Raw genomic sequence first — 26443 nt, forward strand, 5'->3', positions numbered from 1 at the left:
CATGGCTGACAAGACCTACCCGAAATGGGCTAAACCGGCGCTGGAATTCGGCCCGATCCTCGCGTTTTTCGTGGCCTATCTCTTGCTCAAGGATCGCAGCTTCGAGATCGGCGGCACCGAGTATGAGGGCTTCATCGTGGTCACCGCCGGGTTCATCCCGGTGTTCCTGATCTCGATGGCGGCGCTGTGGCGGCTGACCGGGCATCTGAGCCGGATGCAGGCGGTGACGGCGGTGCTGATCGTGGTCTTCGGCGGTCTGTCGGTGTGGTTCAACGATCCGCGGTTCTTCAAGATGAAGCCGACGATGATCTACCTGCTCTTCGGCGGTGTCCTTGGGATTGGCCTCATGCGCGGGCAGTCGTGGTTGCAGGTGGTGATGGACGGGATGATGCCGCTCACCGACCGGGGATGGATGCTCCTGACGCGGCGGCTGATGCTGTTCTTCTTCGGGCTGGCCATACTCAACGAGGCGATCTGGCGGACGCAGACCGAGGAGATATGGGTCTATTTCAAGACCTTCGGCCTGACGGCGGCGATCTTCGTCTTCTTCATAACGCAGGGGCGGCTGTTCAAGGACCACGGCCTGCCGGAGGATGACGAAGGCTGAGCGGTCGGGCGCTGCACGGCGGCGCGTTCCGCGCCATTATTCCGCGCATTGGCCCAAGCGGTCACGTCCTGACCGCCCCATCCCCCACAACGAGATACTTGAAGCTGGTAAGCTGCTCGGCCCCGACCGGTCCGCGCGCGTGCATCTTGCCGGTCGCGATGCCGATTTCGGCCCCCATCCCGAACTCGCCCCCGTCGGCGAATTGCGTCGATGCGTTGCGCATCAGGATCGCACTGTCGAGCCGGGCGAAGAAGCGGTCGGCAGCGGCATCGTCCTCGGTGATGATGCAATCGGTGTGCCCCGACCCGTAGCGGCGGATATGGGCGATGGCGGCGTCGATATCATCGACCACCCGCGCGGCGATGATGCTGTCGAGATACTCGCGGCCCCAATCCTCCTCGCCTGCGGGCACAACGCCGGGGATGGATTGCAGGGCCGCGTCGCCGCGAACCTCCACGCCCGCGTCGATGAGCGCACGGATCACGCCCTGCCCGATGGTGTCGGCCACGTCGCGGTGGATGAGCAGACATTCGGCGGCACCGCAGATCCCCGTGCGCCGGGTCTTGGCGTTGAGCACCACCTTCAGCGCCTTTGCCGGGTCGGCACCCGCGTCGAGATAGATATGCACGATACCTTCGAGATGGGCAAAAACCGGCACCCGCGCCTCGCGCTGCACCAGACCAACGAGGCTCTTGCCGCCACGCGGCACGATCACGTCGATCGTGTCGGTCATGGTGAGCATCGCCTGCACCGCCGCGCGATCGGTGACGGGCACGCGCTGAATGGCGTCCTCGGGCAGACCGGCAGCGCGCAGCCCCTCCACGAGGCAGGCATGGATCGCTGCGGAGGAATGAAAGCTCTCCGATCCGCCGCGCAGGATCACCGCGTTGCCCGATTTGAGGCACAGCGCGCCTGCGTCGGCGGTGACGTTGGGGCGGCTCTCGTAGATCACGCCGATCACGCCCAGCGGCGTGCGCACGCGCTGGATATGCAGGCCCGAGGGCCGGTCCCATTCGGCAATGACCGTGCCGACCGGATCGTCCTGCGCGGCCACGGCGCGCAGTCCCTTGGTGATGCCCTCGATCCGTCCCTCGTCGAGCGCGAGCCGGTCCATCATCGCGGGCGTCAGGCCCTTGTCGCGCGCCGCCGCGAGGTCGCGCTCGTTGGCGGCAAGTATATCGGCGCGCCGCTGCCAGACGGCATCTGCCGCGGCCTCGAGCGCGGCGCGCTTGGCACCGGCGTCGGCGGTCGCAAGCTCTGCCGCCGCCGCGCGGGCGCGCGCGCCGATCTCGGCCATAAGGGCGGGAATGTTGTCGGTGTCCTTCATCGGTACAGCCTTCCGTCGCATGTCGCGCGGACTATAGGCGGCGGGTAGGCGCGCCGCAACGGCGCGCTCAGCCAACGGCCGCCTGCAGGTCGAAGATCGGCAAGAGGATCGCCAGCACGATCACCAGTACCATCGTGCCCACCACCAACATCAGCAGCGGGTCAATGAGTGCCGCGACCCGCTTGCGTTCGTTCGCGAGCCACGATTCCACCAGCACAGCCGCGCGTTCGGTCATCCGGCCGAGCCGCGCCGATTGCTCGCCCGCGGCGATGAGCTGGCGGCACACGGGTGGCACGAGGCTCATCCGCGCCAACCCCTGGCTCAGGCTCTCGCCACGGCGAACGGCATCCGCGAGTGCCTCGGCCTCGTCGCGAAACCGACGGACCACCAGAACCTCGGAGGCCGACGAGACCGCGTCCACCACCGCCTGACGGCTGGAGATGACAAGCGCCAGCGTGCGCAGGTATTGCGCCGCCGCCGCGAGCCGCATCAGCCGCCCCACCACCGGAAGGCGCAGCGCAAGCGCGTGCCAGCGGTCGCGGATCGCGGGGACGCGCAGGGCAAAGACGGTGCCGAGGATGAGGCCCACGGCACCGAGCCCGAGGGCAACCGCGTTGGCCTGAACGAAGTCGCTGATTCCCATGACGGTCTGCGTAAGCGGCGGCAGCGGGCGGCCGGTGACGGCGAACATGGCGGCAATCTCGGGGGCCACGTTGACCATCAGGATGCCCGCCACCAGCAGCGACACCGCGGCCACGAAGGCAGGGTAGATGAGCGCGGTGGCTAGCTGCGCGCGATCCGCGCCCGCGCTTTCGAGGTAATCGGCCAGTTGGTCGAACACGGCGGCCAGGTCGCCCGACCCCTCGCCCGCGCGCACCGCCGCGATGTAGAAGCGCGGGAACCCGGCCCCGGCCATGTCAAGTGCCGCCGAAAGCGGCTGGCCATCCATCAGCGCGGCCTTGGCCTCGGCGGCCACCGCCTCGATCGCGGGCGCGGTGCCCGAGGCGCGCACCGTCTCGAGCGCCGATTCGGCCGTGAGATCGGAGGCGAGCAGCACCGCCAGCTGTCGAGTGAAGACCGCGCGCATATCGGCAGAGAGCCGGGTGCGACGGGTGAGCGCACCGCGCCGGGCGCGGGCGCGATCCTTGGCGGTGATCGCTTCGGCGAAGAGGCCCTGCCCGCGCAGGATTTCGGCGGCCTGCGCCTCGCTCTCGGCCACCAGCGTGCCGCGCTTGCGCGCCCCCTCGGCGGTGAAGGCGGTATAGGCGAACGCCCTCACAGCGCGTCGCCCACCACCCGCAGCGCCTCTGCAAGACTCGTGCGCCCCTGGGCCACCTCTCGCAGCGCCTGCCCGAACAGAGTCTCGGCCGGGGGGAGCGCGAGTGGTTTCATTTCGGTCTCGGATTTGCCCGCGTCGATGGCCGCGCGCAGCGCATCCGAGACCTCGAGGATCTCGAAGATGCCCACCCGCCCCGTGTAGCCTGTGCCGTGGCAGACATCGCAGCCGCGCGCGACGTGATGCGCCCGTGGCACCTCCAGCCCCGCCGCTTCGAAATGGCGCGCGGTCCCGGGATCGACCGGCTGCGCCTCGCGGCACTCCGTGCAGAGCCGCCGGAGCAGCCGCTGTGCGATCACGCCCCGCAGCGTGGCGGCGATCAGGAAATCGTCGAGCCCCAGATCGCGCAGCCGGACCACCGCCCCCACCGACCCGTTGGCGTGGAGCGAGGAAAACACGAGGTGCCCGGTCAGCGATGCCTGCGCCGCTATGCTCGCCGTCTCGCCATCGCGGATCTCGCCCACGAGGATGATGTCGGGGTCCTGTCGTAGCGCCGCCCGCAGCCCGGCGGCAAACGTCATGCCGATCTCGGAATTGATCTGGGTCTGGCTGACGCCGGGCAGGTCATACTCGATCGGATCCTCGGCGGTGAGAATGTTGCGCACCTCGTCATTGGCCAGTTGCAGCAGCGAATAGAGCGTCGTCGTCTTGCCCGAGCCGGTGGGGCCGGTGGCGAGGATGATGCCGTTGGGCCGGTCGGCGAGGCGTTTGAGCGTGGCCTCCTGATCGGCGCGCAGGCCAAGCTGCTCAAGCGGCATCAGCCCCGCGGAGCGGTCCAAGAGCCGCATCACCACCCGCTCGCCATAGTTCCCCGGCAGAGTGGATACACGCACGTCGATGGCACGCCCCCCTAGGCGTAGCGCGATATGGCCGTCCTGCGGCAGGCGCGTCTCGGCGATGTCGAGCCCAGCCATCACCTTGAGCCGCGAGATCATCCGGCGCACAGGCACATCTCCCCGGTCGAGCACGGTCTGGAGCATCCCGTCCACCCGCATCCGCGCGCGCAATCCAGCCTCGTGCGGCTCGACATGCAGGTCCGAGGCGCTCGCGCGCACCGCGCGGCGCAAGAGCTGGTTGACGAGTTGGATGACCGGGGCCTCCTCATCCGCCTCCAGGAGATCGCGCGGCCCCTGCCGCGTGGCCCCCTCCTCGAGATCGAAGGCCAGCCCCGCGTCGCCCATCTCCGTCTCGCCATCGTCGCGGTAGAGCGCGGCGAGCCGCGCCTCGAATTCTGCTGCCTCGAGCCGTTCAAGCGTGAGCGCCTGCCCCGCGCGGCGGCGCGCCTCGCGCAGGCCCCGCGCCCCCGCCTCCGGCCCGGCCAGAAGCCGCCCGCCCTCGATCAGCACCTGCATGTCGCGGGCAAGCGCAAAGGGCAGCACCGGCGCGGACATGGCTCAGCGATCCGCGAAGGTCAGCCGCGAGGGCAGCGGCGGCAACCGCCTTGCGCGCGCCGCCGGGTCGATGAAGCCCGCGTCAAATGGCTGATCAAGATCGGCCCCGTCGAAGGGGAAGGCCTGATCGGGCTGTAGCGGCCAGGTACCATCATCGGGCGGCGCGATATAGGCGCTCGCGCGCTTGGCGGCCTTGGCGATGCGGCGCGTCTCACGGGCGGCCTCGGCATCCGATGACAGGATACGAGGGCGCAGCATCACCAGCAAGATACGCTGGTTCTGCGAGGTCGAGCGCCCCTTGAACAGCCGCCCCAGAAGCGGCAGCTCGCTCAAGCCCGGAACCCGCTGGTTGACCGCGCCCGAGCCGTTTTCCAGCAGGCCGCCCAGCATGATCACATGCCCGTCGCGCACCAGAACATTGGTCGAAAGCTCCCGCTTGGCGGTGATCTCGCTGCCGGCGGCGGAAGCGGAATTGGTAAGGTTCGACACCTCCTGCCGCAATTCCAGCCGCACCGTGTTGTCGCGGGTGATCTGGGGCGTGACGGTAAGGGTGAGGCCGACATCCTGCCGCTGGATGGTCTGGAAGGGCTGATCGGGCACCGCGCTGTCGCCCACTGTGGCAAAGCTGCCGGTGACGAAGGGCACGTTCTGCGCCACCACGATTTGCGCCTCGCGGTTGTTGAGCGTGAGGATCGAGGGGGTAGACAGAAGCCGCGTGGAATTTTTTGAGGCGAGCGCAGCGAGGAACCCACCGATGCCGCTGCGGTCGAAGGCCGCAAGGCTGCCACCAGTGCCTCCGCCGGTAGGCTCGGCCCCCGACAGCACGGTGGTCACGAGGCTGGTAAGCGTCGGCCGTCCCTGAATCGCAAACTCGACACCGCCCACGGTCGCGTCCTCTATCACGCCGCCGAACTGGAACGACAGGTCGGAGAAATTATCTACCGACAACTCGAAGATCACCGCCTCGATGAGTACCTGGTCGGGGCGCTGGTCGAGCCCACGCACCGCGGCGACAATGGCCTGCATCCGGTCGGCGGGCGCGGTGATGACGAGCGCGTTCTGCGAGGTTTCGGCCACGACCGAGATGCCAGTGGTCGCCGGGGCGGCCCCGCCTTCGCCCGTCGCCGCCCCAATGCTCGCGCCCGCGCCGCCAAAGCTCTGGCGGATCACCTCGGCCATGTCCTCGGCCCCGGCATAGTTGAGCCGCACCACCTCGGTCGCGAAGCTGCGCTGCGGGCGGTCAAGCTGGGCCACCACGTTTCGCACCCGGTCGCGGAACTCGGGCGTACCTGAAACGATCAGTGCGTTCGATCGCGGATCGGCTGACAGGCTCGCGCCGGGCGGCGTGATCGACAGTGCGTTGATGACGCCGAGCATCTCGGCGGCCTTGCCGTTGCGCAGCGGGATCGTCTCGATGGCACTGCGCGTCGGGCTGTCGAGCCGGTCCACGAGCTTGACGATGCGCTGGAAATTCTCGCGCCGGTCCGACAGGATCAGCAGCCCCGCCTCGGGCACCACCGACAGCACCGCCTCGCCCGGCAGGAGCGGGCGGACCACCTCGGCGATTTCCTGCGCGGGGCTGTTGTCGAGCGCGATCACCCGCGTCTCGAAATCGCCACCGCGGCGACCGCGATCAGCGCCGGGGGCCAGTTCGCGCGCCACGTCGATGGGCACGATGCGATCGGTCTCGTCGCCCTCGATGATGGTCAGGCGGTTGAGTTCGAGCACGTTGAGAAAGATCTCGTAGATCGCGCCCGGCGACACCTCGTTGGGGGCCACCACGGTGACGCTGCCTTGCACCCGGTCGTCGAGGATGAAATTGCGCCCGGTGGATTGCGCCACGATCTGCACGAAATCACGCAGGCTCGCGTCGCGCAAATCGAGCGAAACCTGTGCCGTGGTCACGTGGGGAAGGGCTGCGCAGAGCGTCAGGAGCAAAGCCAAAAATCTCAAAAATTGCATTGTCAATTCAGTCTTCAAAGCCACAGCGCGGCGAAATAGGGGACCAGGTGCACGGGTCGCTCGCCGCGTCTGCCCGCCACCCGTTGAGCCTAGCGTATTTGTTCCGCCCTGGCCATCGCCAAGACGCACGCCAAGCAGGCATACGTGCGCGGCGTCTTTTTTCCGCCATCCCCCGTCTTTTACGTGGCCATGCCGCGCCAAGGCATGGTATCCCAAGATCACGACCGGCACTGGTAAAAGCATTATGATAAAGCAACTTGCAACGAAATTTCTGGTTCTCACGGTCGTGACGGCGGGGCTTGCGGGATGCGAGGCGGGCGCCATCAGCGAAGGCGCGAATTTCCAGAAGAAATATTCCGGTGCGCGCAAGGCGCTGGAAGAGGGAAATTACGATCTCGCAGCGCGCAATTATGCCGCGCTGATCCCCTCATCGGGCCCGCTCGCGCCGCGTCTGCGGCTGGAATATGCCCATGCGCTCTTGCGCGCCGGACGCAATGACGAGGCGGCACAGGTCGCAGGCAAGCTGGCCTCCGAGGTGGAGGGCGGCAACCGCGCCGCCGCGCTCGGTGTCGAGGGCACGGCGCTCCATGAAAGCGCGCTGGCGGACATGCAGGCCGGGCGTTCCGGGGCGGAGGTGACCGCCAAGCTGCGCCGCGCCGACGCGGCACTCTCGGAGATGCTGACGCTCGATGCCGCGCTCGATCCGCTGGGCGCGATGCAAAGCCGACGGGCCGAGATCGCCCGCAGCCTCGGACACGGCTGACCGCTCAGCGCGGCACAGGCACCAGCCGCAGATCGGCAGCCACAACGTCCTCGCGTTCGCCACGCTCGAAGGTGAAGGCATCGAGATCGTAGCCCCACTGCCCCGATTGCGCCGAGAGCCACGCGGCCAGCCGCGAAAAGCGCACCGCGTCGAAGCGCAGGGTGATCCCGCCATCGGCGGTATTGGCGAGTTCTGTCACATCCGCGCGCAGCCCCGCCTCGCGCAGCGCCGATTCGAGCCCGCTCATCCCGACAGGCGCGGCGGCACGACCGGCCCCGTCCCCCGCCGCGCGCGTGAGCCGCGCATGCTCCACCGCCTGTTCGGCCACCCAGAGTTCGGTGCCGCGCGTCCCGGCCAGTTCGGCGCGCGCGGTCGCCTGCCGCTCGATAAGCGGCACCGCCACCCCTTGCCAGAGCCCCAGCGGCAGCGCCCCCAGCAGCAGCGCGGCGAGGAGCCAGCGTTCGCGACGGGTTCTCTCCATCAACAGGGCCGCGAGCCTGTCCCAAACCGCGCTCATTGTCCCGCCTCCGCAAGGGTCGTGGCAAGGGCGAGCACCGCCTCGACGCCGCTCCCCTCGCGTGCGACCGAGCGGGCGACGCGCGCCTCGGTCCCGGCGCTGGCCAGGTCACTTACCAGTGCGTCGAGCGCCGCGAAATCGCCGATTTCGAGGTCGATCACCAGCCCCAGACCGGGCTGATAGCTGACGCGCGTGACCCGTGGATCATGCGCGGCCAGTACCTCGCCGGCCGCGCGCAGCACGTCGAGTGGGCGGGATCGCACGCGCGCGGCCTCGGCCTCGGCGCGGGCCCGCGACAACGCGCCCTCCGCCTGTGCACGGATGTCGAGAACAGGGCCCGAAGGCACCAGCGCGACGCGCAGCATCGCCTCGGCATTGGCGCGATAGCTGCGGTCGAGATCGCGCAGTCGTTCGGTCTCTATCTGCACCGAGGTCGCCCACAACCCGAAGCCACCCAGCGCCAGCACCAGCGCCGCGGCGATCCGGAGCAGGCTGCCGCGCAGCGCAACGCGCAGGGCCTCAGGGTCGCGCGCCAGGTCGAGCGCAAGCTCGCCATGACCGAGCCGCACAGGCTGCGCGATACCGGTTGTCGCCAAGGCCTCGGGCCCGTCGCTGACCGGCACACCGAGCGGGGTCAGCCAATCATCAAGCGGCACGCAAGGCGCGCCAAGCCGCAGAATCGCGGCGGGAGCGACCTCCTTCACCGCTTCTTCCAACAGCGCGCGGGCGAGGTCGGGCTCGGCGGCGAAGCCGTCCTCAAGGCCGAGCCGGGCGCGAACCGTGCCTCCCTCGCCCGCCTCGATCACCCACAGGCCCGGAGCAGCGGGCAACGTGAGATAGTCGGGCAGCACCGCCCGGCAACGCCGGCCCGCCGGAGCCACCAGCGTCGCCCAATCGGCGCGTAGCACCCCGTCGCAGACCAGCATCCGCGCCCACGACTCGCGCCTGGGCCCCAGCCGCGCGGGCCGCAGGTCGAGCCCGGCGGCGCAACCGGCATCGCGCAACTGCCGCCGCGCCACCCGCTCGCGCGCCACCCCCTTCAGCCCGGACGGCAGATCGAGCGGCAGGAGCGGCGCATCGGCACCGGGAACGGTTGCCACGAACGGCCCATCGGGCAGGGGCGCGCCACTCTCCGTCGCGTGGATCGCGAGGGACGGCGCGGCGTGGGCGGAGCGACGGCGGTGAAAGAGCGCGATCATGGCAGGACCATCCGGCGGTGGGCGATCAGCGCCGCGCCATCCTCGGGCGAACGCTCGATGGTGAGCATGCGCGTGTACACGCGTCCGTCAAGGTGCAGCGCGAGCCGCGCCTCGAACCAACGGGTGGAGACACCCAATCCCCCGTCCGGCACCTGTGCCCGCGCAGTCGCCTTCGGGTGGATCAGCCGCCGGGCGCGCTCCTCGAAACCGGCCATGTCGGCAAACGGGGCGGTGGCGCGCTCGGCCACCAGACGGTCGATATCAGCAGGGCTGGCAGCAGGCAGGACCGCGCCCAGAACCTCGGGCGGGGCAGTATTGACGTTGAGCGGCGTGCGCGGCGGCAGCGCGGCGACGAAAGGGGCAAGCCGCATATAATGCGCCTCGGTCATACCGCGCACGAGGCGCAGTGCCTCGACGCGGTCCGCCGCACCACCCACCACCCGCACCGGCACCGGGCGGTCCGCGTAATCGGCTGGGCGCACCGGCCCGCGCGGCTGCACAAAGCCCGCGACCTCGGCCCCGAGCGCCACTGGCAGACCAAGCCGCCGCAAGAGCCGCTCGAACGCGCGCGCCGCCGCCGTATCGGAGGCATTGGCGAGGCTGTTGACGTTGAACCGGCCCTGAAGATCGGCGAGCCGCGCGACAAGGCGGCCCCGGTCGATATCGGCATCGTGCGGCGCGCGCGCCCAGGGCTCTCCCAGGTGGTCGAGATCCGGCGCACGCAACCAGTCCGCGCGCAGCACCGGATCGACAAGCAGCAGGCCCGCATCGAGATGCAGCGCCGCCTGCTGGCTGCCCGCGACATGGGCCATCCGGTCACGGCTATGACCAGCCTGGATCATCAGCCCGGCGGCAAGCGCGGCGATCGCCGCCACCATGACCAGCGCATTGAGCAGTGCAATGCCCCGGTCGCGCCTCATGGCATCGCCACCAGCACGCGCAGCGTGCCATAACGATCTGATTGCACGATGATTTCGATAGCTCGTGGCAGGCTTGATTGCGCCGCCTCCGGGTCCTGTCCCCAACCGCCAACCCAGCCCTCCTCTGGGCCCGCATAGGCGCGAAGGCGCAGGCCCGCCACACCTTCGAAGATCACCGTTTCGGGGGCGCGTGCCGCCTCCGATGCCGGACGCAGCACCGGCCAGGCGGCGCGCAAGAGCCGCTCGCCGCGCCGGTCGTGGCGCCAGATCACGCGCTCGGTCCCGGCGACCTGCGTTCCTGGCAGCACGGCGCGTGCGTCGGTGCTGAGCGCAAAACGCCCCTCTTCGGCGCTGAGGTCAAGCAGCGGTGGCTCTGGCTCCACCGCCTCGGGCGGCCAGAACGGCAGGTCCGCCGCTGCCTTGAGGTCTGCCCGCAGGAGCACGAGGCCACGGGCGAGCGCTGCCGCCTCCGTCGCGGCGGCGGTGGTGCCATCGCGCGCGCGCATCATGCCGCTCAGCGTTTGCAGCCCCATGATCGCCACCAGCGAGAAGATCGCAAGCGCGGCGACCAGCTCGACGAGGGTTAGCCCGCGGCTGCCCGCCCCGGTCATGGCGTCACCACGCGCGGCGCGATCACCGCGATCCGCGCCCCCGGCCCGGTCACGCCTCGCGCGCCGATGGTCGCCAGCACATGGCCCGCGCGCGTCGGCTCCTCGGTCACGTCGAGCCGCCAGAGCGTGGTGCCGTATCGCGCCTCGCGCGGCAGACCGCCCGCCACGCGTGCGCCGTAGAGGCGGTATTCCTCGGCCCGGTTGAGCGCCACCTGCAGCGCCAGCACGCGCGCCGTCTCGCCGCCGAGCGTGCGGGTGGCGTGATCGACACTGCGCAGCGCCGCCATTGTCGCCATCGCCAGCACCAGCACCGCCACCACCAGTTCCAGCAGCGTGAATCCGCGGGTTGCGGCCCGCACGCTCATCGGGTCGCGCATTCGAGACCGGCGAGCCCCTGCGACCGACAGGCGGTCACGGCGTCGTCGGTGACAAAGACCACTTCGAACGGCGTCACCTCGCCATCGGGAAGAAACACGATGTCGGGGCGCGGCGGTCCGCCATCGGGTGCGGCGGCCAGGATTGGGCCGCGCGCGCCCTCGAAGCGTGCCTCGGAACGGAAAGCCTGCGTCCCGCCGGAGACCCGCCATCCCAGGTCGTCTCCCTCCCCCGGCAACAGCGCCTGCCAGCCCCCCGGCACGAGTCGCAAGCCGCGCGCTTCCTGCCCCAAAATGGCCGCGTCGCGCAGTGCGTCGTAGGTAGCGGTGAGCCGCGGCGCATCCGCCGTTCCGCCGCGCTGGCCGATGGAGAGGCTCGCGCCCACCGACAGTGTGGCGATGATCGCCACCACCACCACCATTTCCAGCAGCGAGAATCCGCGGTCGGGGCGCGCGCTCAACCGTCCCATGACCCGATATCCGCGTCGAGCCCGGTGCCCCCGGACACCCCGTCCGCGCCGAGCGTGAAGATGTCAAACTCATCGTGCACACCGGGCGAAAGGTATTGGTACGCGTTGCCCCACGGGTCCGTTGGCAGGCGGTCGATATAGCCGCCCTGCGCGTAGTTGCCGGGCACCGGTTCGGCGGCCGGGGCACTGACCAGCGCGGCGAGCCCCTGCTCGGTGGTGGGATAGCGGAAATTGTCGAGCTTGTAGAGCTTGAGCGCGCCCGCGAGTGCCGAGATATCGGCCTGCGCGCGGGCCACGCGGGCCTGATCCGGGCGGTCGATGATGCGCGGCATGACCACCAGCGCGAGGATCGACATGATAACCACGACAACCATCAGCTCCAGCAGCGAGAACCCGGCGTCGCCGCGTCGTGCCAGTTCTGGCCTGAAAAGGAGTGACTTATTGATTTTCATGGTAAATTCTGTCCGGAAAGTGCTATAGTTTTCAGTATTGATGATAACCGATGGCCACGCGTCTGACAATCGTCCTGCGCCCCTGACCGATCCCCTGCCCGCGGTGATGCCCGATGCAGAGCTTGCTGCCGCTCGCCCTTTTCCTTCTGTTCACCGGCGCGGCGGCGGGTTCGTTTCTGGCACTCTGTGCCGAGCGGTTGCCGCATGGCGAGGGGGTGGTATTGCGCAGCTCGCGATGCCGGGCCTGCGGCGCACGGATCCGCTGGCGCGACCTCGTACCGGTGATCTCGTGGCTGCGGCTGGGTGGAGGGTGCCGGGGCTGCGGCGCGGCGATCCCGCGCTGGCTGTTTCATGCCGAGCTTGGAGGCGTGGCGCTGGCGGCAACGGCGATCCTCGTCGCGCCCACGCCCGCCATCATGGCGCTGGGCGCGCTGTGGCTGTGGCTGTTGATGGGGCTGGCACTGTGCGACCTCGTGGCCATGCGCCTGCCCGATGCGCTCACCGGCGCGCTGTTCGTGACGGGTCTCGCCTTGGGGGTACAGGGGCCGGGCGCGGCGCCAGCGCTCATCGGCGCAGGCGTGGGCGCGGGCTGCTTTCTCGCGATCCGGCTGGGCTACGAAGGCTTGCGCGGGCGCGAGGGGTTGGGCATGGGAGATGTCAAGCTGATAGCTGGCATCGGCGCGGCGCTTGGCTGGGCGGCGCTGCCTCTGGTCGCGCTGATCGCGGCACTTGGCGCGCTCGCGATAACGCTGCTGCTGCACCGCGGATCGGTGGCGCGCGATGCCGAAATCCCGTTCGGCGCCTATCTCTGCGGCGCGGCAGCGCTGGTCTGGATCCTGAGCGGCAGCGTCGCCGCCTGAAGAATGTGCGGACGGCAGGTCGCCCCGCCGCCCGCTACGCACCCGTTGGCCCATTACTCAAAACCTCAGGGTACGATCCAGTCGCTGACAACCCGATATCCCAGCCGGGTATCGGGGGCGAGCGCGGCGATGAACGCGCCTTTCGAGGCAAAGCGCTGCCCCGGTCCCAGCGCGAGCTCGGGATGGGTGCCAGGGTTCAATTCGTTCTCGGCCTGGTGCTCGATGATCTCCAGCATGTAGTCACGGTAGAAATCATCAATCATGTGCAGGAGCGAGAACTGCGCCATCGTCAGGGCGTAATAGGTCTGCAACTGGATACGCGGGTGGCTCACCTCGAGCCGTCGGGAATGCATCCAGCCGCGCACGCGGAACTTGCGGGGGTGATAGCTGCCGGGCTTGTCATAGGGCCAGACCAATCGCGTGCGCGCCATCAACTCGGGTGGCAGCGTCTCGAGCGCGCGGTCCTTGGCCGCCGAAGGCAGGTAGATGCGCGAGGCACCGGGCGCGGCACCGGCCAGCGCCGCGAGCACGCCGTCAATGTCCTGTGGCCAGAGCGCAAGTACATCCGCATCCCCCGCGGCGGCCAGCGCCGCCCTGAGCCCCGCCGCATCCTCGTAGGTCACCGTCTCTACCGTCACATCCGGCAGCACCCGCGCCAACGCCGCGGCGAAGGTTTGGGCAGGCCGGGTGCCTGCGGGGCCGGGGCCGTGAAGCTGCACCACATGCGCCGGAGCGCTGTCCCCGTCGATCAGGTGCAGGGCCAGCGCCTCGGCCTCTAGTGCGAGGCCGCGGTTGAAGAAGACCGAATAGCCATACCGCCCCTCGCCGGGCGTGGGCAGTTCGGTATTGGGAAAGATGCAGGGCAGGCGACGCGCATCGCAGAACGCGCCGATCTCGTCCCACGGCCCCGCAACCAGTCCGCTGACCGTGGCGAACACCGGCTGCGCGGCATAATGCGCCTCGAGCTGCGCGCGCCAGGTCCCGGGCGGCCCCTCGAGACGCCAGACATGCAATTGCCAGTAGCGATAGGCGGAAATGAAATTCGACCGGTAGTTGGGCGAGAAGGTGGGATTCTGGGTGTCGCCCTCGGTGTCCTTGTTCATCCAGTCAAAGAACAGCCGCATCGTGCGCACCATGGCCTCCGCCTCGTCCGGGTCTGCATCAGGGCCGATGATCGTGGCAAAATGGATGTCGCGCCGATCGACGCCCGGAGATATCTCGTCCGACAGCGTGCGCAAGAAGGCTGCCAGATTGGCCACGTCTGCGTCCGACAGGTCATAGCGCGGCATGATCGGGTCAAACTCGTGGCCGCCGGGGTCCACCCCGTCGCGCAGCGCGCGCGCCAGCGCCGCCTCGTCATAGGCGGGCCGCATCCGCGGCTGGCGCACCCGTGCCCAGAAGCCGGGGGGCTGCACCTCCTGGTAAAGCTCCTTGAAATTGCGGTTGCGGTCGGGCGTCTTGGCGTTGAACAGCACCTCGCCGATGATGGGGGGCATGTAGTTGCCCCCCTCCGAGGTGCCGAACCCGCTCGGACGGTGACAGCTCACGCAGGAAAACTGCGCGCCGGTCACTTCGACATCGCCCTGCGTTACGCCGCGGATCGGCTGACCATCGACACCGATCCCCTCCCAATAGAGCCGCTTGCCCGCCTCGGCATCGCCCGCCTGCCCCGCACCCACAAAGGCCGGGGCCGCTGCCAGCAGCACGGCGAGTGCCGCCGCCCGCAGCCGCCCGATTACTGCCAATCGTGGCATCAGTTCACCTCTGGACGCAGCAGCTTGGCGTATTCCTCGGCCAGTTCCTCTGCGCCGAGCAACCCTTCGAGCCGCAACCACTTGGCCCCGGCATTGGCGCGCAGGAATGTGAGCGGGCGGTGATACATCTTGTTTTCGCCCTTGTAGACGGCGTCGAAGGCGCGCACGACGGCAAAGATATCGTCGAACTGCCCGGTCAGCATAACCCAGTTGTCACGTGCATCGTGTAACTCGGCATAGTCGCGCAGGCGGCGGGGCGTGTCGTATTCTGGATCAATCGAGACCGACACCATAAGGTAGCGATCGTCGACCGCCGCGAGGTCGGGCTGTACCTGGCCGAAGGTCGCGCTCTGCACCGGGCAGATGGTGGCGCAGCTGGTGAAGATGAAGTTCAGCAGCACCGGACCGTCGAACTCCATCAACTCCGCGAAATCCACCTTGCGGCCCTGCCGGTCACGCAGGGGGACGGCGGGGGCGGCATAGGCGTGGTGGCCGCGCTTGTAATGAAATCCGTCGGGGCGCATCGCCAGCTCGGTATTACCGTCGTCCATGCCCAGATGATCGGGCATCCGGTGCTTATCTCCATGTGCCAACGCGCCGGGTTCAGAGAAAAGAATGAGCGCACCAGTAGCGATCACCGCGGCGCACAGACGCGGAAAGGAAATGTGATGAACGTTCATCGTGGTCTCCACGAACTGAAAGTGAGTAATGTCTGTCTCGTGGAGACCGGCGGCATCGCCGCCGGTCCCCCGTGTTACGTCGCGGGTCAGTGCACGGACCACACCGCCACGTCGTGGTGCAGTGCGTCAAACTGGTACATCCGCAACCGGCGCGAGGGCTCGTAGGTAAAGGTCACCTCGAGGTTATGCTCGCCCACGCCATCGGTGTTGACGTAGTCCGATATCTCCTGCTGCATCCCGCCCCAGGCGAAACGGTATCCCGGCCCGGCATTGTGGCCCGGATTCCAGCCCATCTCGCTCACCGGGGTCGGCGACGGCTCGTTGGGCCTGGTCGCGGGTGGCACCGGGATCGGGCCCTGGCCTGCCACGTGGATCCAGAAGTAGTTGCGCCCGAAGGTAAAGAGCGGACCGGCCCCGCCCACGGGCAGCGTGTTGTGGAAGGTGTTCTCCCACCCCCGCAGCCCGCCGAAATCCACCAGCACATAGGCATGGGGGAAGTAATCGCCGTTCAGAAGCTGGATATTGACCTGGTCGCCCCGCTTGTCCCACAGGCTCTGGTCCATCCGCACCTCGGCCTCGCCGTCATGCCCCTTGAGCTTGCCATACATGGTGTTGTTGAGAAACAGCGCCGTCACGTCAGTATCCGGGGCCATCTCGTAGCCCGTGGGCAGCGTGCGGCGATTCTGCCAGTCGTAGAAGGCCTGGCGGATCAGCTCCATCTGTGCCCGCACGACCGAGGCGTTGAACCCACGGAACTGTCGCCGGTAGTCGCGCCCGGTGTCCATCGCGGCCAGCTCGCGGAACATCCGCCACATGCGCTTGGCCGGCGCGGTATCCCCGATCATGCCGATGGCATTGAGCTTGGACTCCTCGCTCTCGCGCGGATTTTCCCCGAAGACGGCGATTTCGGCCGCATTGCGCGGCATGCCGTTGGCCAGTGGCACGAGTACATTTTCCGTGACCTGCACGCGCGGCGGGTGGTTCCGCCAACCCCAGTGATAGCTGAGGTTCCAGAACCGCGCCGGCGGCATCTTCATGTTGAGCGTGTATTCCAGCCCCTCCTCCATCGGAAAGAAGGTCTGGTCCATGCCGACATTCGGCAGGCGTGGGAAAGCGTCACCCCCTTGCGTGAGGTCGGGCCCGCCCACATCGGTCAGGTCGAGCTCGTTGGGATCGTCGAAGAACATCGCGTAGGGCGCGAAGTCCTCATGGCCGCGGTTGAGAATCTTGACGACATAGTTGATCGTCCATTCCTCGTCATTCACCACGGTCGGGTCGATATAGGCGACGTCCGACTCGATATGCGTGTCGTACCAGAGCTGCGTTATCGTGATCGTCTTGGTCTCGGGATCGACTGCCTTGGTCTTCAGCCCGCCAAGATAGTGCAGCAGAGGGAAACCTTCGTATTCACGCTCGCTGAACCGCCCGCGCAGGTCGTTGCCCTCGATGATGTCCACCGCGTTCTGCGCGAGTTCGCGAAGGTCCGCGATATTCACCCGACGGGGATAGGAGTAGCAGAACTGATATCCCCGGACGCTGCGGCATACCTTGCGCGGCTCCGCCATCGCCTCGATCTCGTCCATGATCCAGTCGAGATCATCGGTCGGCGAGGTCTTGTCGATCTGGCGGATCACCGGATCGTCGTGCAGGTTGTAGGGGTTGCCCGGTGTCGAGGGCAGCGTGTTGGGAATTTCGTTACCCCGGCACGTCTTGGCATTCTCGTAGATGGTGGGCAGCATGTTGGGCGGGTTAGGGCCGAAGGAATCACCCTCGGGAAACACCGCCGTGCCGCCCGCCGTGGTAAGGTAGGTGCGCGTAGCCGGGGTGATGACTTCGTCGCTCACCGGATCGCGCACTTCGTTGGTTGTGCGGATTTCAAAGGGAACCCGGGGCTGTTGTCCGCCGGCGGCATGGCCGCCGTTCTCGCAGAACATGTTGAGCCCGGCCGGCCCCTGCGCGAGGGCAGTTCCCCCCCACAAGCTGATGACGGGCACTGCCATCACCGCGGCCAATTTCATGGATTTACGAAACATTTCGTTTGTCTCCGTTACAAATGACTTGTCAGGCCCCGCGCGGCGGGGCCCGGAATCACGCTTCGCGGTTGTGGTTGCGCAGGTCCGTGAGATCGAACACCCGCGGGCCCGCGCGGTGCGGCGCGGCATCGGGCTCGGGCGCGCGCCCGGGCATGACCCAGCCCACGCGCTCGGCGGCGTCATCGGCGCGGATATCCCACGGGAAGGTGCCCCACAGTCCGGCGCGGCCATTGCCGTAGAACACCACGTCCACCTTGCGCTTGCCGGGCAGCGTCGCATGGCTCATGCGATACATCCGAAAGGCGAGATCGGCGCAGTGCTGCGGCGTGCCGGTCAGGAAGTGCCAGCCCTCGGGCGCGTTCAACTCGCGCGCATAGGCCGCCATCCGCGAGGGCGTGTCGTGCTCGGGGTCGCGGGTGATAGAGTAGACGAACACATCGCGCCCGACCTTCTCGCCCAGCTCGTGCACGACATCGGCCATCCGGCGCGTGATCGGCAGGTGCGCCTCGTCCTGAAGGCTCATGAAATGCATCATCACGACCTTGTTCTCGACAAAGCCCTCGTAGAAGGCCATGCCGAGACCGTCCTGATTGACCATCATCACATTGGGAAACGAATCCCGCAGGTTGGGGTCGATGACACCACCGCTCTCGACGGGGTTGCACAGGATCGGCGTGTCGTTGGGATGCGCCTGCGCCGCGGCGTCGCGCAGCCGGCCACGGGCTTCGGCCGCCGCCGCCGCCGCGCGTTCCTGCGAGTTGCCGGGCGTGGTGTAGAACCCCGCCGTCACCCCCGCAGCCGCCGCGACCGGCAGGCTCGCCATGAATTGACGTCTGTTGGTCATATCTTTTCCTCTCTCGTTCAGAGAATTCCGTTGCGGCGCGCTCAGTCGCCCTGACCCGGTTCGACGATGTCCCAGCGGATCATCATCGCGTGGTCCTCGTGGACGACGTTGTGACAGTGCATCACGTGCTTGCCGAAGAAATCACGCCAGCGGCTGTAGAAAGTCACCTCGTCACCCGGTCCAAGCGAGACCACGTCCTTGCGGGACCGTTCGACCGCGCTTGGCGGGCGTCCGTTAATCTCGAGGATCTGGAACTCTTCGAAATGGGTGTGCACGGGGTGAGCCCAGGCGTTGCCCTCGTTGCGGAACGTCCATATCTCGGCAGAGCCCTGCTCGATCTTGGCATCCACACGGTTGGGATCCATCAGGCGGCCGTTCACCGTCCAAAGCCCGTTGTCGTAGTCGAACACAAACAGGCGCTCGCGACGCACTTCGGACATGTCGATCTCGGGCAATTCGCGCATCCGCGCAGGGATACGCGAGGGATCGTCAACCTTTTCACCCTTGGCGCGGAACTCCATCACCGGCATCATGTTCTCATCGTCCAGCATGTAGCCGGTCGGACCCGCACCATCGTCGCGGATCTCGAGATCGTTCCAGACCTGGATCTTGTCGCCATCGCTGTATCTCGAGAAATCCACGATCACATCGAACCGGTTGGCCACCCACAGGCTCAGCGTGGACTCCACCAGCGGCGCCTCCAGCAGGTTGCCGTCGTTCGACAGGACGATCCAGTCGTCGTAATAGGGATCACCGCCATCACCCGGCACGATGCGCAGGCGCAGACGATAAAGCCGCGATGGACCGCCATTGAGGAAACGGAAGCGATACTTGCGCCGATCCACGTCGAGATAGGGGGTAATGATGCGGTTGACCGTCACCATGTCGCCAATCATGCCCTGCGTGGTGTATTGCAGGCGGTTCGAGTCAAACGTGTCTGGTGCCCCCTGAAAGTTGCCCACATCGACCGGGCTAGGGCGCGGTTCGGGGTTTGGCTGGTCGCCGTTGTCGGGCAGGAAGAAATCCCACCGCGCCTGTCCGTCGGCGGTGAACTGCACGTCGTGCAGGATCAGCGGAATGTCATACTTGCCCGAGGGCAGGCGGAACGCCTTGCGGTTGCGGTCGCGCTCGTCACCGGAGTCGCGCTCGTCGAACAGCAGGTAGAATCCGGAGAACCCGGCATAGACATTGGTCGCGGTGAAATCGAGCCGGTGATCGTGATACCATAGGGTATTCATGATCTCGGTGTTGTAGGCGCTCCACCCGTTCGGCGACCCGGCCGGGAAGTTGGCATAATGGTGATCCCAGAATTCGCCGGGATTATAAAAGTCCTGCGGGATGCCGTCAGATTCCGACGCGGTATGCGCATTGTGCAAGTGGATCGTAGGCGACGGCAGTGCGAACTGCACCTTGCCCGCCCCCACCACCGGCAACATGTTGATGCGGCGCAGGAACACCGGCTCGCCGTAGCGGGCGTGATAGGTCTCGCCCGGCGTGATGCCGTTGAAGCCCCAGTGCCACGACCCGATATCGGGATCGCCGTCCTTGCCCACGACATCCGGCGTACCGTCGCCATAGGGGGGCTGCCAGTGGTATTTCCAGCGGAACTCGCTCAGCACCTCCTGGTAGAATTTCTGCGGCGGGAAATCGTCATAGCGCTGATGGCGCGCCGGCTCAGGGGCCGGGTCAAGCGTATCCGGATCGACCGGCTCGGCGATCGGCATGATGTTGAGCGGGGCCGTGAACGGCTCCACAAAGGGGCTCGGATCGGTGACGATGCTCGGCTGAAACGTGTCAGGGAACACGAGGCCCGATTGCGTCAGGCCCTCGGCGGCATTGTCCGGCCATTGTTCGATCTCGACCGCGCCGGCCTGCGTCGCCGCGACCGTCGCACCAGCCGCACCGAAGCCAAGCTTCAATGCATCTCTTCGTTTCATGCTTTGTCCTCCAGCAGAAAAAGCTTTGTTAAACACAAATGGGCAAGCAAGATGCGCACCCTCCCGTGCCATCGACATGCCACGGGCGAGAAGGGCCGAAGCCCCGTGACGCCAATGCGCACGGCTCCAGCGCCGCTTGCATTCGTCAGATTTATATCGGGCGCGAGCCCGGAGCTTGGGAAACAGGCCGGAAGGGTGAGTAATGTGTGGCCCGTGCGTGACCGTGATCACGCGAATTTGGTTTAAAAGGGTTTAGAGCGGTCGCTCCTCTTCAGGTTTCGCGCGCTGTACACAAATGTCTCGTCGAACTAATCGACGCCGAGATGCGCGCTTAACACCGGACGTGACCACATTTTTTTACGATAAACAACGATAACATTTTCGTGATATCACGTAAGATCGCTTGGTCTGACGATATCTGCACGTGCCCCCGCCACTACCCCTTTGGTTGTGCCCGGGATTTTTTTGTCGATCACTGCGGGACGTTCCGTTCAACACGCGCTCGAACGGGCAGCACCCGCGCGCTATCCGCGCCCGGTGACGCGCACCCGAATCGTGCGCCTCTGACCCGCGCGCAGGATTTCCACGGACACTTCCTCGGCCTGCCCGAGCATGTCCTTCGCGTTCGCCAACAGCTCCGGATCGAACACGTTGTGCCCATTGACGCGCAGCACCTTGTCGCCCCGCCGAAGGCCGATCAGGTCATAGATATGCCCCTCACGCACCCAGAGTATCTCGGGGACGAGGTCGCCCTGCCCGCCGTTGGGCGCCACCATTCGCACGCTGCCCGCGCGACCCAGAACCAGCCGCATGTCGCGCCCGGCCAGCAGGCTGAGCGGCAAGTCCGCTTCGAGCGGCGCATCGGACGCGTTGGAGATGAGATCGGCCAGCAGCGAGCGTGGCGTCTTGTCGAACCCGACGAGGGTCTCCTCGCCGTCCTGCCGCAGCCGCACGCCCACCTCCTCGATCGCCACCACTTCCGTGGCAACGCCCAACCGGTCGCCCTTGCGCACGATCTGCTCTCCGCCCGTGCCCGACAGGATGGCCCAGGCGTCCTCTCCGCCGGCGACCAGCCCCACGAGGCGCCAAGTCTGTTTTGGGCGCGGCGCGGAGGTGGGTTTGGGCGGGTCGGGCACGTAGGTGTCAAAGATCGCGGGCCAGGGCGCATCAGGTTCGGGGGCGGCGCTGCGAGCGACCTCGGCCAGCGCGTCGCCGATCTCGACCGGGGGCGGCGGCGGGGCGCGCGTGGCGAACACCGCCCCCCACAGCGCCCAGCCGCCATAGGCGAACCCCCCCGCCGCCAGCAGCACGAGCAAAAGCGCCGCGCGCATCGCATCAGCCTCCGGGCCGGGGCAGCGTCCGTACGGGGCGGGCCTGTCGGGAAAGACGGCGATACTTCATGGAAATCGTCCCAAAGGAATTCGTCTTGACTATAGCGCGCGGCACCGCCGCCGGGCAAGCGCAGCAGGGGCTCAGTCCAGCGGCGGCACGGCCAGGGGATGCGACCAGTCGGCGACCGGAGTGGCCTCGTCGACGGGGCGCGCCAGCAGAACCTGTGCGTGGAAATGCCCGCTGGTCTCGACACCGTCAGTTTGGTGGCCCGCGGCGCGCGCGTTTGCAATGGCGCGGGCTTGCTCCTCGGGACCCTCGAACCGGCGATGCACGAAGGGCGGCACCGGCAGTTGCTCCTGCACCATGTCATGCGCGCGCAGCACCTCCGCTGCCGCCGCGCGCTCGTTGCCCCGGATGGGCGAGGTCATGATCCACGGCTTGCGCGGCCCGCAGGCCGCGAGTACCCGATCCAGCGCGCGCGGCATGAGCTGCGCCACCGAGCCGCATTCCACGATCATGTCCACTTGCCCCAGCGCGGCGGCCAGCCCGTCAGAGGGATCAGAGGTCTCGAGATCCTCGGCATATCCTTCGTCAAACAACCCCACCGCGCGCCCGTAAGCCACGGCATTGGGCATGATGTCGAGCCCGGTGACATGCAGCGGTGGGGTGCGGCGCGGCAGGCGTGCGAGCCATTCGCGGTCGCGCGCGATCACGTCACCGGGCGAGAGCCCGTCAAAAGCGGGATCGCGGTAGCGGGCAAACACCTCTGCCAAGGTGGTCTCGTGGCGCATCAGCAGAGTCACGATCCCGTAGCTCGACGCGAAATCCAGCATCCGCGGCGCGTCGAGCCCACGCACGCGGGCAACCGCATCGAGCCCGGCCCGGAATGCCGCCGTCGCATGGTGCTGGTTGCGATAGCCCAGCGCATCCATCATCCGGAAATAGGCCCGGCAGTCGGGCTGGTCATAGGTGTCGTCGAAGATGGTGACAAAGGCTTCTGCCTGCGGCTCTTCGGTCATCGGAACGCTCCCTGCTCCGGTTTTTCCCTGCCAAGCTGCGCGCCCCGGCATCGAAAGGCAAGCGAATGCACGCGGGCGTGATCGTCGCGGCCGGCAAGAGCCGATCCGTGAAACAATGTTGCGTGGCGATTGAGGCATCGTGAACCGCCGTGCGCCGAAGTCATTTGCACTCGGCACCGCCCTGCCCCATCGTCGGAACAAGGCGCAGACGCGCAATAGTGACGAGGATAAGGATCAGTAGTGGCCCAGGCCAGCACCCAGGCAATACCCGACAATTCGCGGATCATGATGGGCGCGGCGCTCGCGTGGGTCGCGGTCGTGATCTTCGCGGCCGGCAACTCCATCGTCTCGCTCCTCGCCGAGATCGGCATGGAGAACAGGGTGATGGGGCGCAACGTCATCACCTATTGCAACCTGCTGTTCGTCGGCTCGCTCATGTCGATCGTGCCGATGGGTTTCATGTTCTGGCGCGAATGGACGCTGGAGAACCTGCGCAAGCTGACGCGTTTCAACTGGATGATCCTGACACTATCGGCGTTCCTGTCGTCGGCGCTGACGCCGGGGCTGTTCTTCTACGCGCTAGAGCACACCACGGTAACCAACGTGGTGCTCATGGGCCGGATCGAGCCGCCGCTCTTCGTGCTGGCGGCGTGGCTGATCCTGCGCGAGGAATTCGAGCCCTGGGCGTTCGCCGCCGGGCTGGTGGCGCTGGTTGGCGCGGTATTGATGCTGTGGCTCAACAGCGACGGCGGGTTCAGCTTCGGCAAGGGCGAGATCGGCGCGCTGCTGGCGACGCTCTCGTACATCGCCTCGACGCTGGTGGCGCGCACCGGGCTGCGCGGCATTCCTCTGGGGATTTACGCGATTTACCGCACGGTGGTGGGCACGATCTTCTACTTCTTCCTCGCGATCTACCTCTTCGGCCCCATGCATTTTCAGGACGTGTTCCACCCGCTCGTTTGGGAATATGTCTGGATCTATGCCCTGATCGTGGTGATCGGCGGGCAGTTCGCCTGGGCGCTGGGGCTGAAATACGCGCGCTCGGGCGACGTGTCGCTGGCCACCTCCTTCTCGCCGCTGGCCGCGATCATGATCGCGATGGTGCTGCTTGGCGAGGACCCGGGGCCGGGTCTCCTGCCTGGCGGGGCGATCATCCTGCTGGCCATCGGGTTGGGGCAATTCGGGCGGCTGCGGTCGCGCCGCGCACGCGACGATTGCCCGGCAGCGGCCCCGGCGCTTTCGCGGGCGATGGAGCACGAGGGCGAAGTGAATTTCAAGGGCACGTGAGAGGGTGCCCTAGCCCCCGCCATCCACGATCCGGAACGTCTCGTGCGGGGGCACCTGTGTAGACATGCCAAGCCACTCCAGCGCCGCGCGCTTGAGCGCCGCACCCGCCTCCAGCGGCACGGAGACATCCGCCGCGCCTTGCATCTCCCAGACCTCCACCGGCACCGATCCCACGGGCGCGCTGCCACCAATCCCGGCCGCGCGGATGATCCGCAGCCGTGCCGCGTTGGCGTGGGGCACATGCCGCGCGGCCTCGGCAAGCGGCGCACGGCGATAGGTTGGAAAGCCGCCGAGCACCGCGTCGAGCGCCGCCCCGCCCTCCTGCAAGTACACACTCACCCGCGCCCCGGAAATGAGCTTCTCGGCGATCACGCCACCGGCATGGTGCACGGCCCCGGCTTCGGTCTCGGCCATCACCACCACCTCGTCCAAGAGCCCCAGCGGCTGCCGCGAGAGGAAAAAGGCGAGGATTTCCTGGGCCATACCGCTGTAATGGTCCGGGTTGCGCGTATCGTGCACGATGCGCCCGATATCGACCTCCGCCACCTCCGCCCCGGCAGCATGGATGCGCAGCATAACGTCGATATCGACGGCGTAATCCGAGGTCAGCCGTTCATGCGCGATCCGCGATCGGTCGAACAGGTAGATACCGGTGTTGGGCGCGCGCAAATCCCCCAGCCCCGGAAACATCAGCCGCAGCGCGGGTGCCACCAGCAGCCGCGTCATCGGCATCGGATCGTTCGGATCGTTCCACGCGCCCTTGACCAGCCCCACCCCCGGCGCGCGCGCCTCGGCCATGCGCGCAAAGAGCGCGGTGTCGAACCGGCCCAGGTCGGCATCGACCTTCATCACCCAGTCATGCGCCGCCGCTGCCACGCCGCTGCGCACGGCATTGCCCATGCCGCGCCGCGCCTCTGCAATGACGCGCGCGCCTGCCGCCTGTGCCCGCGCCGCCGTGGCATCCGTCGAGCCGTTGTCGATCACCACCACCTCGGCCACGCAGGGCAGATCCTGCATGGTCACCACCACTTGCGCGATGGTTTCCGCCTCGTTTCGGGCGGGGATGATGACGCTGATCGGGGCGTGCATGGCGGCTCCTTCGCGGGCACGGGCAGAGACGCGCAGCCTAGCCCCCCGCGCGCGCGGCCACAACGGCCCAACGACCTGTCAGAAGCTCATCGTGGCCTTGATCGCCCGCGCCCAGGCATCACGTTTCCGCGCGCGCGCCTCGGCGTCCATCCGCGGCTCGAACCGGCGCTCCAATGCCCAGCCCTTGGCGAATTCCTCCTGCCCCGGATAGAGCCCCGCGCGCATCCCCGCCAGCCACGCAGCGCCCAGCGCCGTGGTCTCGAGCACCTCGGGCCTATCCACCGGCGCATCGAGGATGTCGGCGAGAAACTGCATCGTCCAGTCGGAGGCGCTCATGCCGCCGTCGACCCGGAGGGTCGCTACTTCAATGTCCCGGAGGGTCGCCACCTCCGCCGCGCCGTCACCTGTGGTCTGTGCCGCCCAGTCCGCGCGCATCGCCTCCAGCAGGTCGCGGGTCTGGAAGCCCACGCTTTCCAGCGCGGCGCGCGCCATCTCGGCAGGCCCGGTGCCACGCGTCAGGCCGAATATCGCGCCGCGGCAATCGGGCCGCCAATAGGGCGCGCCGAGGCCGGTAAAGGCGGGGACGAGCACCACCTCCTGGTGCTGATCGGCTTTCTCTGCCAGCGGCTGCGTCTCACGCGCCTCGCGGATGAGGCCGAGCCCGTCGCGCAGCCACTGCACCACCGCCCCTGCGACAAAGATCGACCCTTCGAGCGCATAGGTGGGCTGGCCATCCAGCTGATAGGCGATCGTGGTAAGCAGGCGGTTCTGCGACACAACGGGTGTCTCGCCCGTGTTCAAAAGCGCAAAGCATCCCGTGCCATAAGTGGATTTTAGCATTCCGGGCTGAAAGCAGGCCTGCCCCACGGTGGCCGCCTGCTGATCGCCCGCCACCCCGAGGATCGGGATCTCGCGCCCGAAGAGATCGGCGCGGGTGGTGCCATAGTCATCGGCGCTGTCGCGCACCTCCGGCAGCATTTCCATCGGGATGTCGAGCAGATCACAGATCGTGCGGCTCCATCGCCCCTTGCGGATATCGTAGAGCAGCGTGCGCGCGGCGTTGGTGGCATCGGTGGCGTGGACACGTCCCCCGGTCAGCTTCCAGATGAGAAAGCTGTCCACCGTCCCAAAAAGCAGATCGCCCGCCCGCGCGCGCTCCCGCGCGCCCTCAACGTTGTCGAGGATCCACGCCAGCTTGGTCCCCGAGAAATACGGATCGAGCAGCAGGCCGGTTCGCGCGCTCACCATCTCCTCGTGCCCCGCTTCGCGCAGGCGCGCACAGGTATCGGCGGTGCGGCGGTCCTGCCATACGATGGCGCGGTGGATGGCGCGCCCCGTGTGCCGGTCCCAGACCACGGTGGTTTCGCGCTGGTTGGTGATGCCGATGGCGGCGACCTCGGCCCCGGTGATCCCCGCCTTCTCGATGGCGGCGCGGCAGGTGGCGGCTGTGGTGGACCACAGATCACCCGCGTCGTGCTCGACCCAGCCGGAATCGGGGTAATGTTGCGGAAATTCCTCCTGCGCGGAGGTAATGGGCTTCATGCCTGCGTCGAAAAGGATCGCGCGGCTCGACGTGGTGCCCTGGTCGATGGCGAGGATATGGGTCATTGCGGCGCGCCCCTTCTGTCGTGATGCGATCGCCCGAACGGGCCGGGCGATCGCGCATTTAAGCAAGCGTG

The 26443-nt window shown here is 67.5% G+C and carries 24 protein-coding genes; 4 read left to right on the forward strand and 20 right to left on the reverse strand.

What is annotated here, in order from left to right; genetic code table 11:
* Nucleotide 1: 1 nt before the first annotated feature.
* Nucleotides 2–607 carry an inner membrane-spanning protein YciB gene (locus CRJ03_RS13805; RefSeq protein WP_104019455.1) on the forward strand — a complete coding sequence of 202 codons (606 nt, stop codon included), beginning with the start codon at nucleotides 2–4 and terminating at the stop codon, nucleotides 605–607.
* A 61-nt stretch (nucleotides 608–668) separates the two neighbouring features.
* Here the strand turns inward: CRJ03_RS13805 and CRJ03_RS13810 are convergent, their stop codons facing one another.
* From CRJ03_RS13810 to gspD, 4 genes are all read right to left on the reverse strand, one after another.
* Complete coding sequence (locus CRJ03_RS13810) at nucleotides 669–1934, reverse strand: glutamate-5-semialdehyde dehydrogenase (RefSeq protein ID WP_104019456.1); 1266 nt, start codon at nucleotides 1932–1934, stop codon at nucleotides 669–671.
* A 67-nt stretch (nucleotides 1935–2001) separates the two neighbouring features.
* Complete coding sequence (locus CRJ03_RS13815; RefSeq protein ID WP_104019457.1) at nucleotides 2002–3213, reverse strand: type II secretion system F family protein; 1212 nt, start codon at nucleotides 3211–3213, stop codon at nucleotides 2002–2004.
* Nucleotides 3210–4661 carry a GspE/PulE family protein gene (locus CRJ03_RS13820; RefSeq protein WP_104019458.1) on the reverse strand — a complete coding sequence of 484 codons (1452 nt, stop codon included), beginning with the start codon at nucleotides 4659–4661 and terminating at the stop codon, nucleotides 3210–3212. Before CRJ03_RS13820 ends, CRJ03_RS13815 begins: the two co-directional genes overlap by 4 nt.
* Before the next feature lie 3 nt (nucleotides 4662–4664).
* Entirely contained in the window at nucleotides 4665–6605 is a 1941-nt protein-coding gene (gene gspD, locus CRJ03_RS13825; protein WP_240611677.1) for a type II secretion system secretin GspD, read from the reverse strand.
* A 262-nt stretch (nucleotides 6606–6867) separates the two neighbouring features.
* Here gspD and CRJ03_RS13830 point away from each other — a divergent pair, with 262 nt between their 5' ends.
* Nucleotides 6868–7386, forward strand: a complete 519-nt coding sequence (locus tag CRJ03_RS13830) for an outer membrane protein assembly factor BamD (protein WP_104019460.1) — start codon at nucleotides 6868–6870, stop codon at nucleotides 7384–7386.
* Nucleotides 7387–7390: 4 nt separating this feature from the next.
* On the opposite strand, the gene CRJ03_RS13835 is transcribed toward CRJ03_RS13830, so the two are convergent.
* From CRJ03_RS13835 to gspG, 7 genes are read right to left on the reverse strand one after another with little or no spacing between them, the layout of a single operon-like run.
* Entirely contained in the window at nucleotides 7391–7903 is a 513-nt protein-coding gene (locus tag CRJ03_RS13835) for a type II secretion system protein M (protein ID WP_104019461.1), read from the reverse strand.
* The gene (locus tag CRJ03_RS13840) at nucleotides 7900–9102 is read right to left on the reverse strand and encodes a type II secretion system protein L (RefSeq protein ID WP_104019462.1); all 1203 of its coding nucleotides are present in this window, start codon (nucleotides 9100–9102) and stop codon (nucleotides 7900–7902) included. Before CRJ03_RS13840 ends, CRJ03_RS13835 begins: the two co-directional genes overlap by 4 nt.
* The gene (gene gspK, locus CRJ03_RS13845; protein ID WP_104019463.1) at nucleotides 9099–10022 is read right to left on the reverse strand and encodes a type II secretion system minor pseudopilin GspK; all 924 of its coding nucleotides are present in this window, start codon (nucleotides 10020–10022) and stop codon (nucleotides 9099–9101) included. The genes CRJ03_RS13840 and gspK overlap by 4 nt, the downstream gene beginning before the upstream one ends.
* Nucleotides 10019–10633 carry a type II secretion system protein GspJ gene (locus CRJ03_RS13850; protein WP_104019464.1) on the reverse strand — a complete coding sequence of 205 codons (615 nt, stop codon included), beginning with the start codon at nucleotides 10631–10633 and terminating at the stop codon, nucleotides 10019–10021. The genes gspK and CRJ03_RS13850 overlap by 4 nt, the downstream gene beginning before the upstream one ends.
* Nucleotides 10630–10998 (reverse strand): prepilin-type N-terminal cleavage/methylation domain-containing protein, encoded by a 369-nt coding sequence (locus CRJ03_RS19720; protein WP_165375320.1) that lies wholly within the window; start codon nucleotides 10996–10998, stop codon nucleotides 10630–10632. The genes CRJ03_RS13850 and CRJ03_RS19720 overlap by 4 nt, the downstream gene beginning before the upstream one ends.
* A complete protein-coding gene (locus CRJ03_RS13860) occupies nucleotides 10995–11477 on the reverse strand; it encodes a type II secretion system protein (RefSeq protein WP_104019466.1) in 483 nt (160 codons plus the stop codon). The genes CRJ03_RS19720 and CRJ03_RS13860 overlap by 4 nt, the downstream gene beginning before the upstream one ends.
* Nucleotides 11465–11929, reverse strand: coding sequence for a type II secretion system major pseudopilin GspG (gene gspG, locus CRJ03_RS13865; RefSeq protein ID WP_104019467.1), 465 nt, complete (start codon nucleotides 11927–11929; stop codon nucleotides 11465–11467). The genes CRJ03_RS13860 and gspG overlap by 13 nt, the downstream gene beginning before the upstream one ends.
* 113 nt (nucleotides 11930–12042) lie before the next feature.
* Between gspG and CRJ03_RS13870 the strand changes: the two genes are divergently transcribed.
* Complete coding sequence (locus CRJ03_RS13870; protein ID WP_104019468.1) at nucleotides 12043–12789, forward strand: prepilin peptidase; 747 nt, start codon at nucleotides 12043–12045, stop codon at nucleotides 12787–12789.
* A 65-nt stretch (nucleotides 12790–12854) separates the two neighbouring features.
* On the opposite strand, the gene CRJ03_RS13875 is transcribed toward CRJ03_RS13870, so the two are convergent.
* The 7 genes from CRJ03_RS13875 to CRJ03_RS13905 all read right to left on the reverse strand — a co-directional run bounded on the left by CRJ03_RS13875 (nucleotide 12855) and on the right by CRJ03_RS13905 (nucleotide 22388).
* A complete protein-coding gene (locus CRJ03_RS13875) occupies nucleotides 12855–14543 on the reverse strand; it encodes a c-type cytochrome (RefSeq protein ID WP_129590286.1) in 1689 nt (562 codons plus the stop codon).
* On the reverse strand, nucleotides 14543–15112 hold the full coding sequence (locus CRJ03_RS13880) for an SCO family protein (RefSeq protein WP_165375321.1): 570 nt from the start codon (nucleotides 15110–15112) through the stop codon (nucleotides 14543–14545). The genes CRJ03_RS13875 and CRJ03_RS13880 overlap by 1 nt, the downstream gene beginning before the upstream one ends.
* 197 nt (nucleotides 15113–15309) lie before the next feature.
* Nucleotides 15310–17241, reverse strand: coding sequence for a hypothetical protein (locus tag CRJ03_RS13885; RefSeq protein ID WP_104019471.1), 1932 nt, complete (start codon nucleotides 17239–17241; stop codon nucleotides 15310–15312).
* 70 nt (nucleotides 17242–17311) lie between these two features.
* Nucleotides 17312–18100 carry an SCO family protein gene (locus tag CRJ03_RS13890; protein WP_104019472.1) on the reverse strand — a complete coding sequence of 263 codons (789 nt, stop codon included), beginning with the start codon at nucleotides 18098–18100 and terminating at the stop codon, nucleotides 17312–17314.
* 41 nt (nucleotides 18101–18141) lie between these two features.
* Nucleotides 18142–20037, reverse strand: coding sequence for a multicopper oxidase family protein (locus CRJ03_RS13895; protein ID WP_240611678.1), 1896 nt, complete (start codon nucleotides 20035–20037; stop codon nucleotides 18142–18144).
* A gap of 524 nt (nucleotides 20038–20561) precedes the next feature.
* The gene (locus CRJ03_RS13900; RefSeq protein WP_104019473.1) at nucleotides 20562–21368 is read right to left on the reverse strand and encodes a hypothetical protein; all 807 of its coding nucleotides are present in this window, start codon (nucleotides 21366–21368) and stop codon (nucleotides 20562–20564) included.
* Nucleotides 21369–21509: 141 nt separating this feature from the next.
* On the reverse strand, nucleotides 21510–22388 hold the full coding sequence (locus CRJ03_RS13905) for a class I SAM-dependent methyltransferase (protein WP_104019474.1): 879 nt from the start codon (nucleotides 22386–22388) through the stop codon (nucleotides 21510–21512).
* A 240-nt stretch (nucleotides 22389–22628) separates the two neighbouring features.
* Between CRJ03_RS13905 and CRJ03_RS13910 the strand changes: the two genes are divergently transcribed.
* A complete protein-coding gene (locus tag CRJ03_RS13910; RefSeq protein ID WP_104019475.1) occupies nucleotides 22629–23675 on the forward strand; it encodes a DMT family transporter in 1047 nt (348 codons plus the stop codon).
* Between the two features lie 9 nt (nucleotides 23676–23684).
* Here the strand turns inward: CRJ03_RS13910 and CRJ03_RS13915 are convergent, their stop codons facing one another.
* Together CRJ03_RS13915 and glpK are read right to left on the reverse strand one after the other, a co-directional pair.
* The gene (locus CRJ03_RS13915; protein WP_104019476.1) at nucleotides 23685–24764 is read right to left on the reverse strand and encodes a glycosyltransferase; all 1080 of its coding nucleotides are present in this window, start codon (nucleotides 24762–24764) and stop codon (nucleotides 23685–23687) included.
* Between the two features lie 78 nt (nucleotides 24765–24842).
* Nucleotides 24843–26372: a glycerol kinase GlpK gene (gene glpK / locus CRJ03_RS13920; RefSeq protein WP_104019477.1), complete on the reverse strand. Its 1530-nt coding sequence runs from the start codon at nucleotides 26370–26372 to the stop codon at nucleotides 24843–24845.
* Nucleotides 26373–26443 lie beyond the last annotated feature (71 nt).

This window comes from Roseovarius nitratireducens (assembly GCF_002925845.1).
Lineage (GTDB): Bacteria > Pseudomonadota > Alphaproteobacteria > Rhodobacterales > Rhodobacteraceae > Roseovarius > Roseovarius nitratireducens.

Bases quoted from the DNA above. Each gene is read 5' to 3' on its own strand.
- CRJ03_RS13860 (WP_104019466.1), bottom strand. From the start codon at position 11,477: ATGGGACGGTTGAGCGCGCGCCCCGACCGCGGATTCTCGCTGCTGGAA.
- CRJ03_RS13880 (WP_165375321.1), bottom strand. From the start codon at position 15,112: ATGCCCGATCATCTGGGCATGGACGACGGTAATACCGAGCTGGCGATG.
- CRJ03_RS13820 (WP_104019458.1), bottom strand. From the start codon at position 4,661: ATGTCCGCGCCGGTGCTGCCCTTTGCGCTTGCCCGCGACATGCAGGTG.
- CRJ03_RS13810 (WP_104019456.1), bottom strand. From the start codon at position 1,934: ATGAAGGACACCGACAACATTCCCGCCCTTATGGCCGAGATCGGCGCG.
- gspG (WP_104019467.1), bottom strand. From the start codon at position 11,929: ATGAAAATCAATAAGTCACTCCTTTTCAGGCCAGAACTGGCACGACGC.
- CRJ03_RS13840 (WP_104019462.1), bottom strand. From the start codon at position 9,102: ATGATCGCGCTCTTTCACCGCCGTCGCTCCGCCCACGCCGCGCCGTCC.
- glpK (WP_104019477.1), bottom strand. From the start codon at position 26,372: ATGACCCATATCCTCGCCATCGACCAGGGCACCACGTCGAGCCGCGCG.
- CRJ03_RS13830 (WP_104019460.1), top strand. From the start codon at position 6,868: ATGATAAAGCAACTTGCAACGAAATTTCTGGTTCTCACGGTCGTGACG.
- gspK (WP_104019463.1), bottom strand. From the start codon at position 10,022: ATGAGGCGCGACCGGGGCATTGCACTGCTCAATGCGCTGGTCATGGTG.
- CRJ03_RS19720 (WP_165375320.1), bottom strand. From the start codon at position 10,998: ATGAGCGTGCGGGCCGCAACCCGCGGATTCACGCTGCTGGAACTGGTG.
- CRJ03_RS13835 (WP_104019461.1), bottom strand. From the start codon at position 7,903: ATGAGCGCGGTTTGGGACAGGCTCGCGGCCCTGTTGATGGAGAGAACC.
- CRJ03_RS13895 (WP_240611678.1), bottom strand. From the start codon at position 20,037: ATGAAACGAAGAGATGCATTGAAGCTTGGCTTCGGTGCGGCTGGTGCG.
- CRJ03_RS13905 (WP_104019474.1), bottom strand. From the start codon at position 22,388: ATGACCGAAGAGCCGCAGGCAGAAGCCTTTGTCACCATCTTCGACGAC.
- CRJ03_RS13875 (WP_129590286.1), bottom strand. From the start codon at position 14,543: ATGCCACGATTGGCAGTAATCGGGCGGCTGCGGGCGGCGGCACTCGCC.
- CRJ03_RS13890 (WP_104019472.1), bottom strand. From the start codon at position 18,100: ATGACCAACAGACGTCAATTCATGGCGAGCCTGCCGGTCGCGGCGGCT.
- CRJ03_RS13850 (WP_104019464.1), bottom strand. From the start codon at position 10,633: ATGACCGGGGCGGGCAGCCGCGGGCTAACCCTCGTCGAGCTGGTCGCC.
- CRJ03_RS13900 (WP_104019473.1), bottom strand. From the start codon at position 21,368: ATGCGCGCGGCGCTTTTGCTCGTGCTGCTGGCGGCGGGGGGGTTCGCC.
- CRJ03_RS13915 (WP_104019476.1), bottom strand. From the start codon at position 24,764: ATGCACGCCCCGATCAGCGTCATCATCCCCGCCCGAAACGAGGCGGAA.
- CRJ03_RS13885 (WP_104019471.1), bottom strand. From the start codon at position 17,241: ATGAAATTGGCCGCGGTGATGGCAGTGCCCGTCATCAGCTTGTGGGGG.
- CRJ03_RS13870 (WP_104019468.1), top strand. From the start codon at position 12,043: ATGCAGAGCTTGCTGCCGCTCGCCCTTTTCCTTCTGTTCACCGGCGCG.
- CRJ03_RS13805 (WP_104019455.1), top strand. From the start codon at position 2: ATGGCTGACAAGACCTACCCGAAATGGGCTAAACCGGCGCTGGAATTC.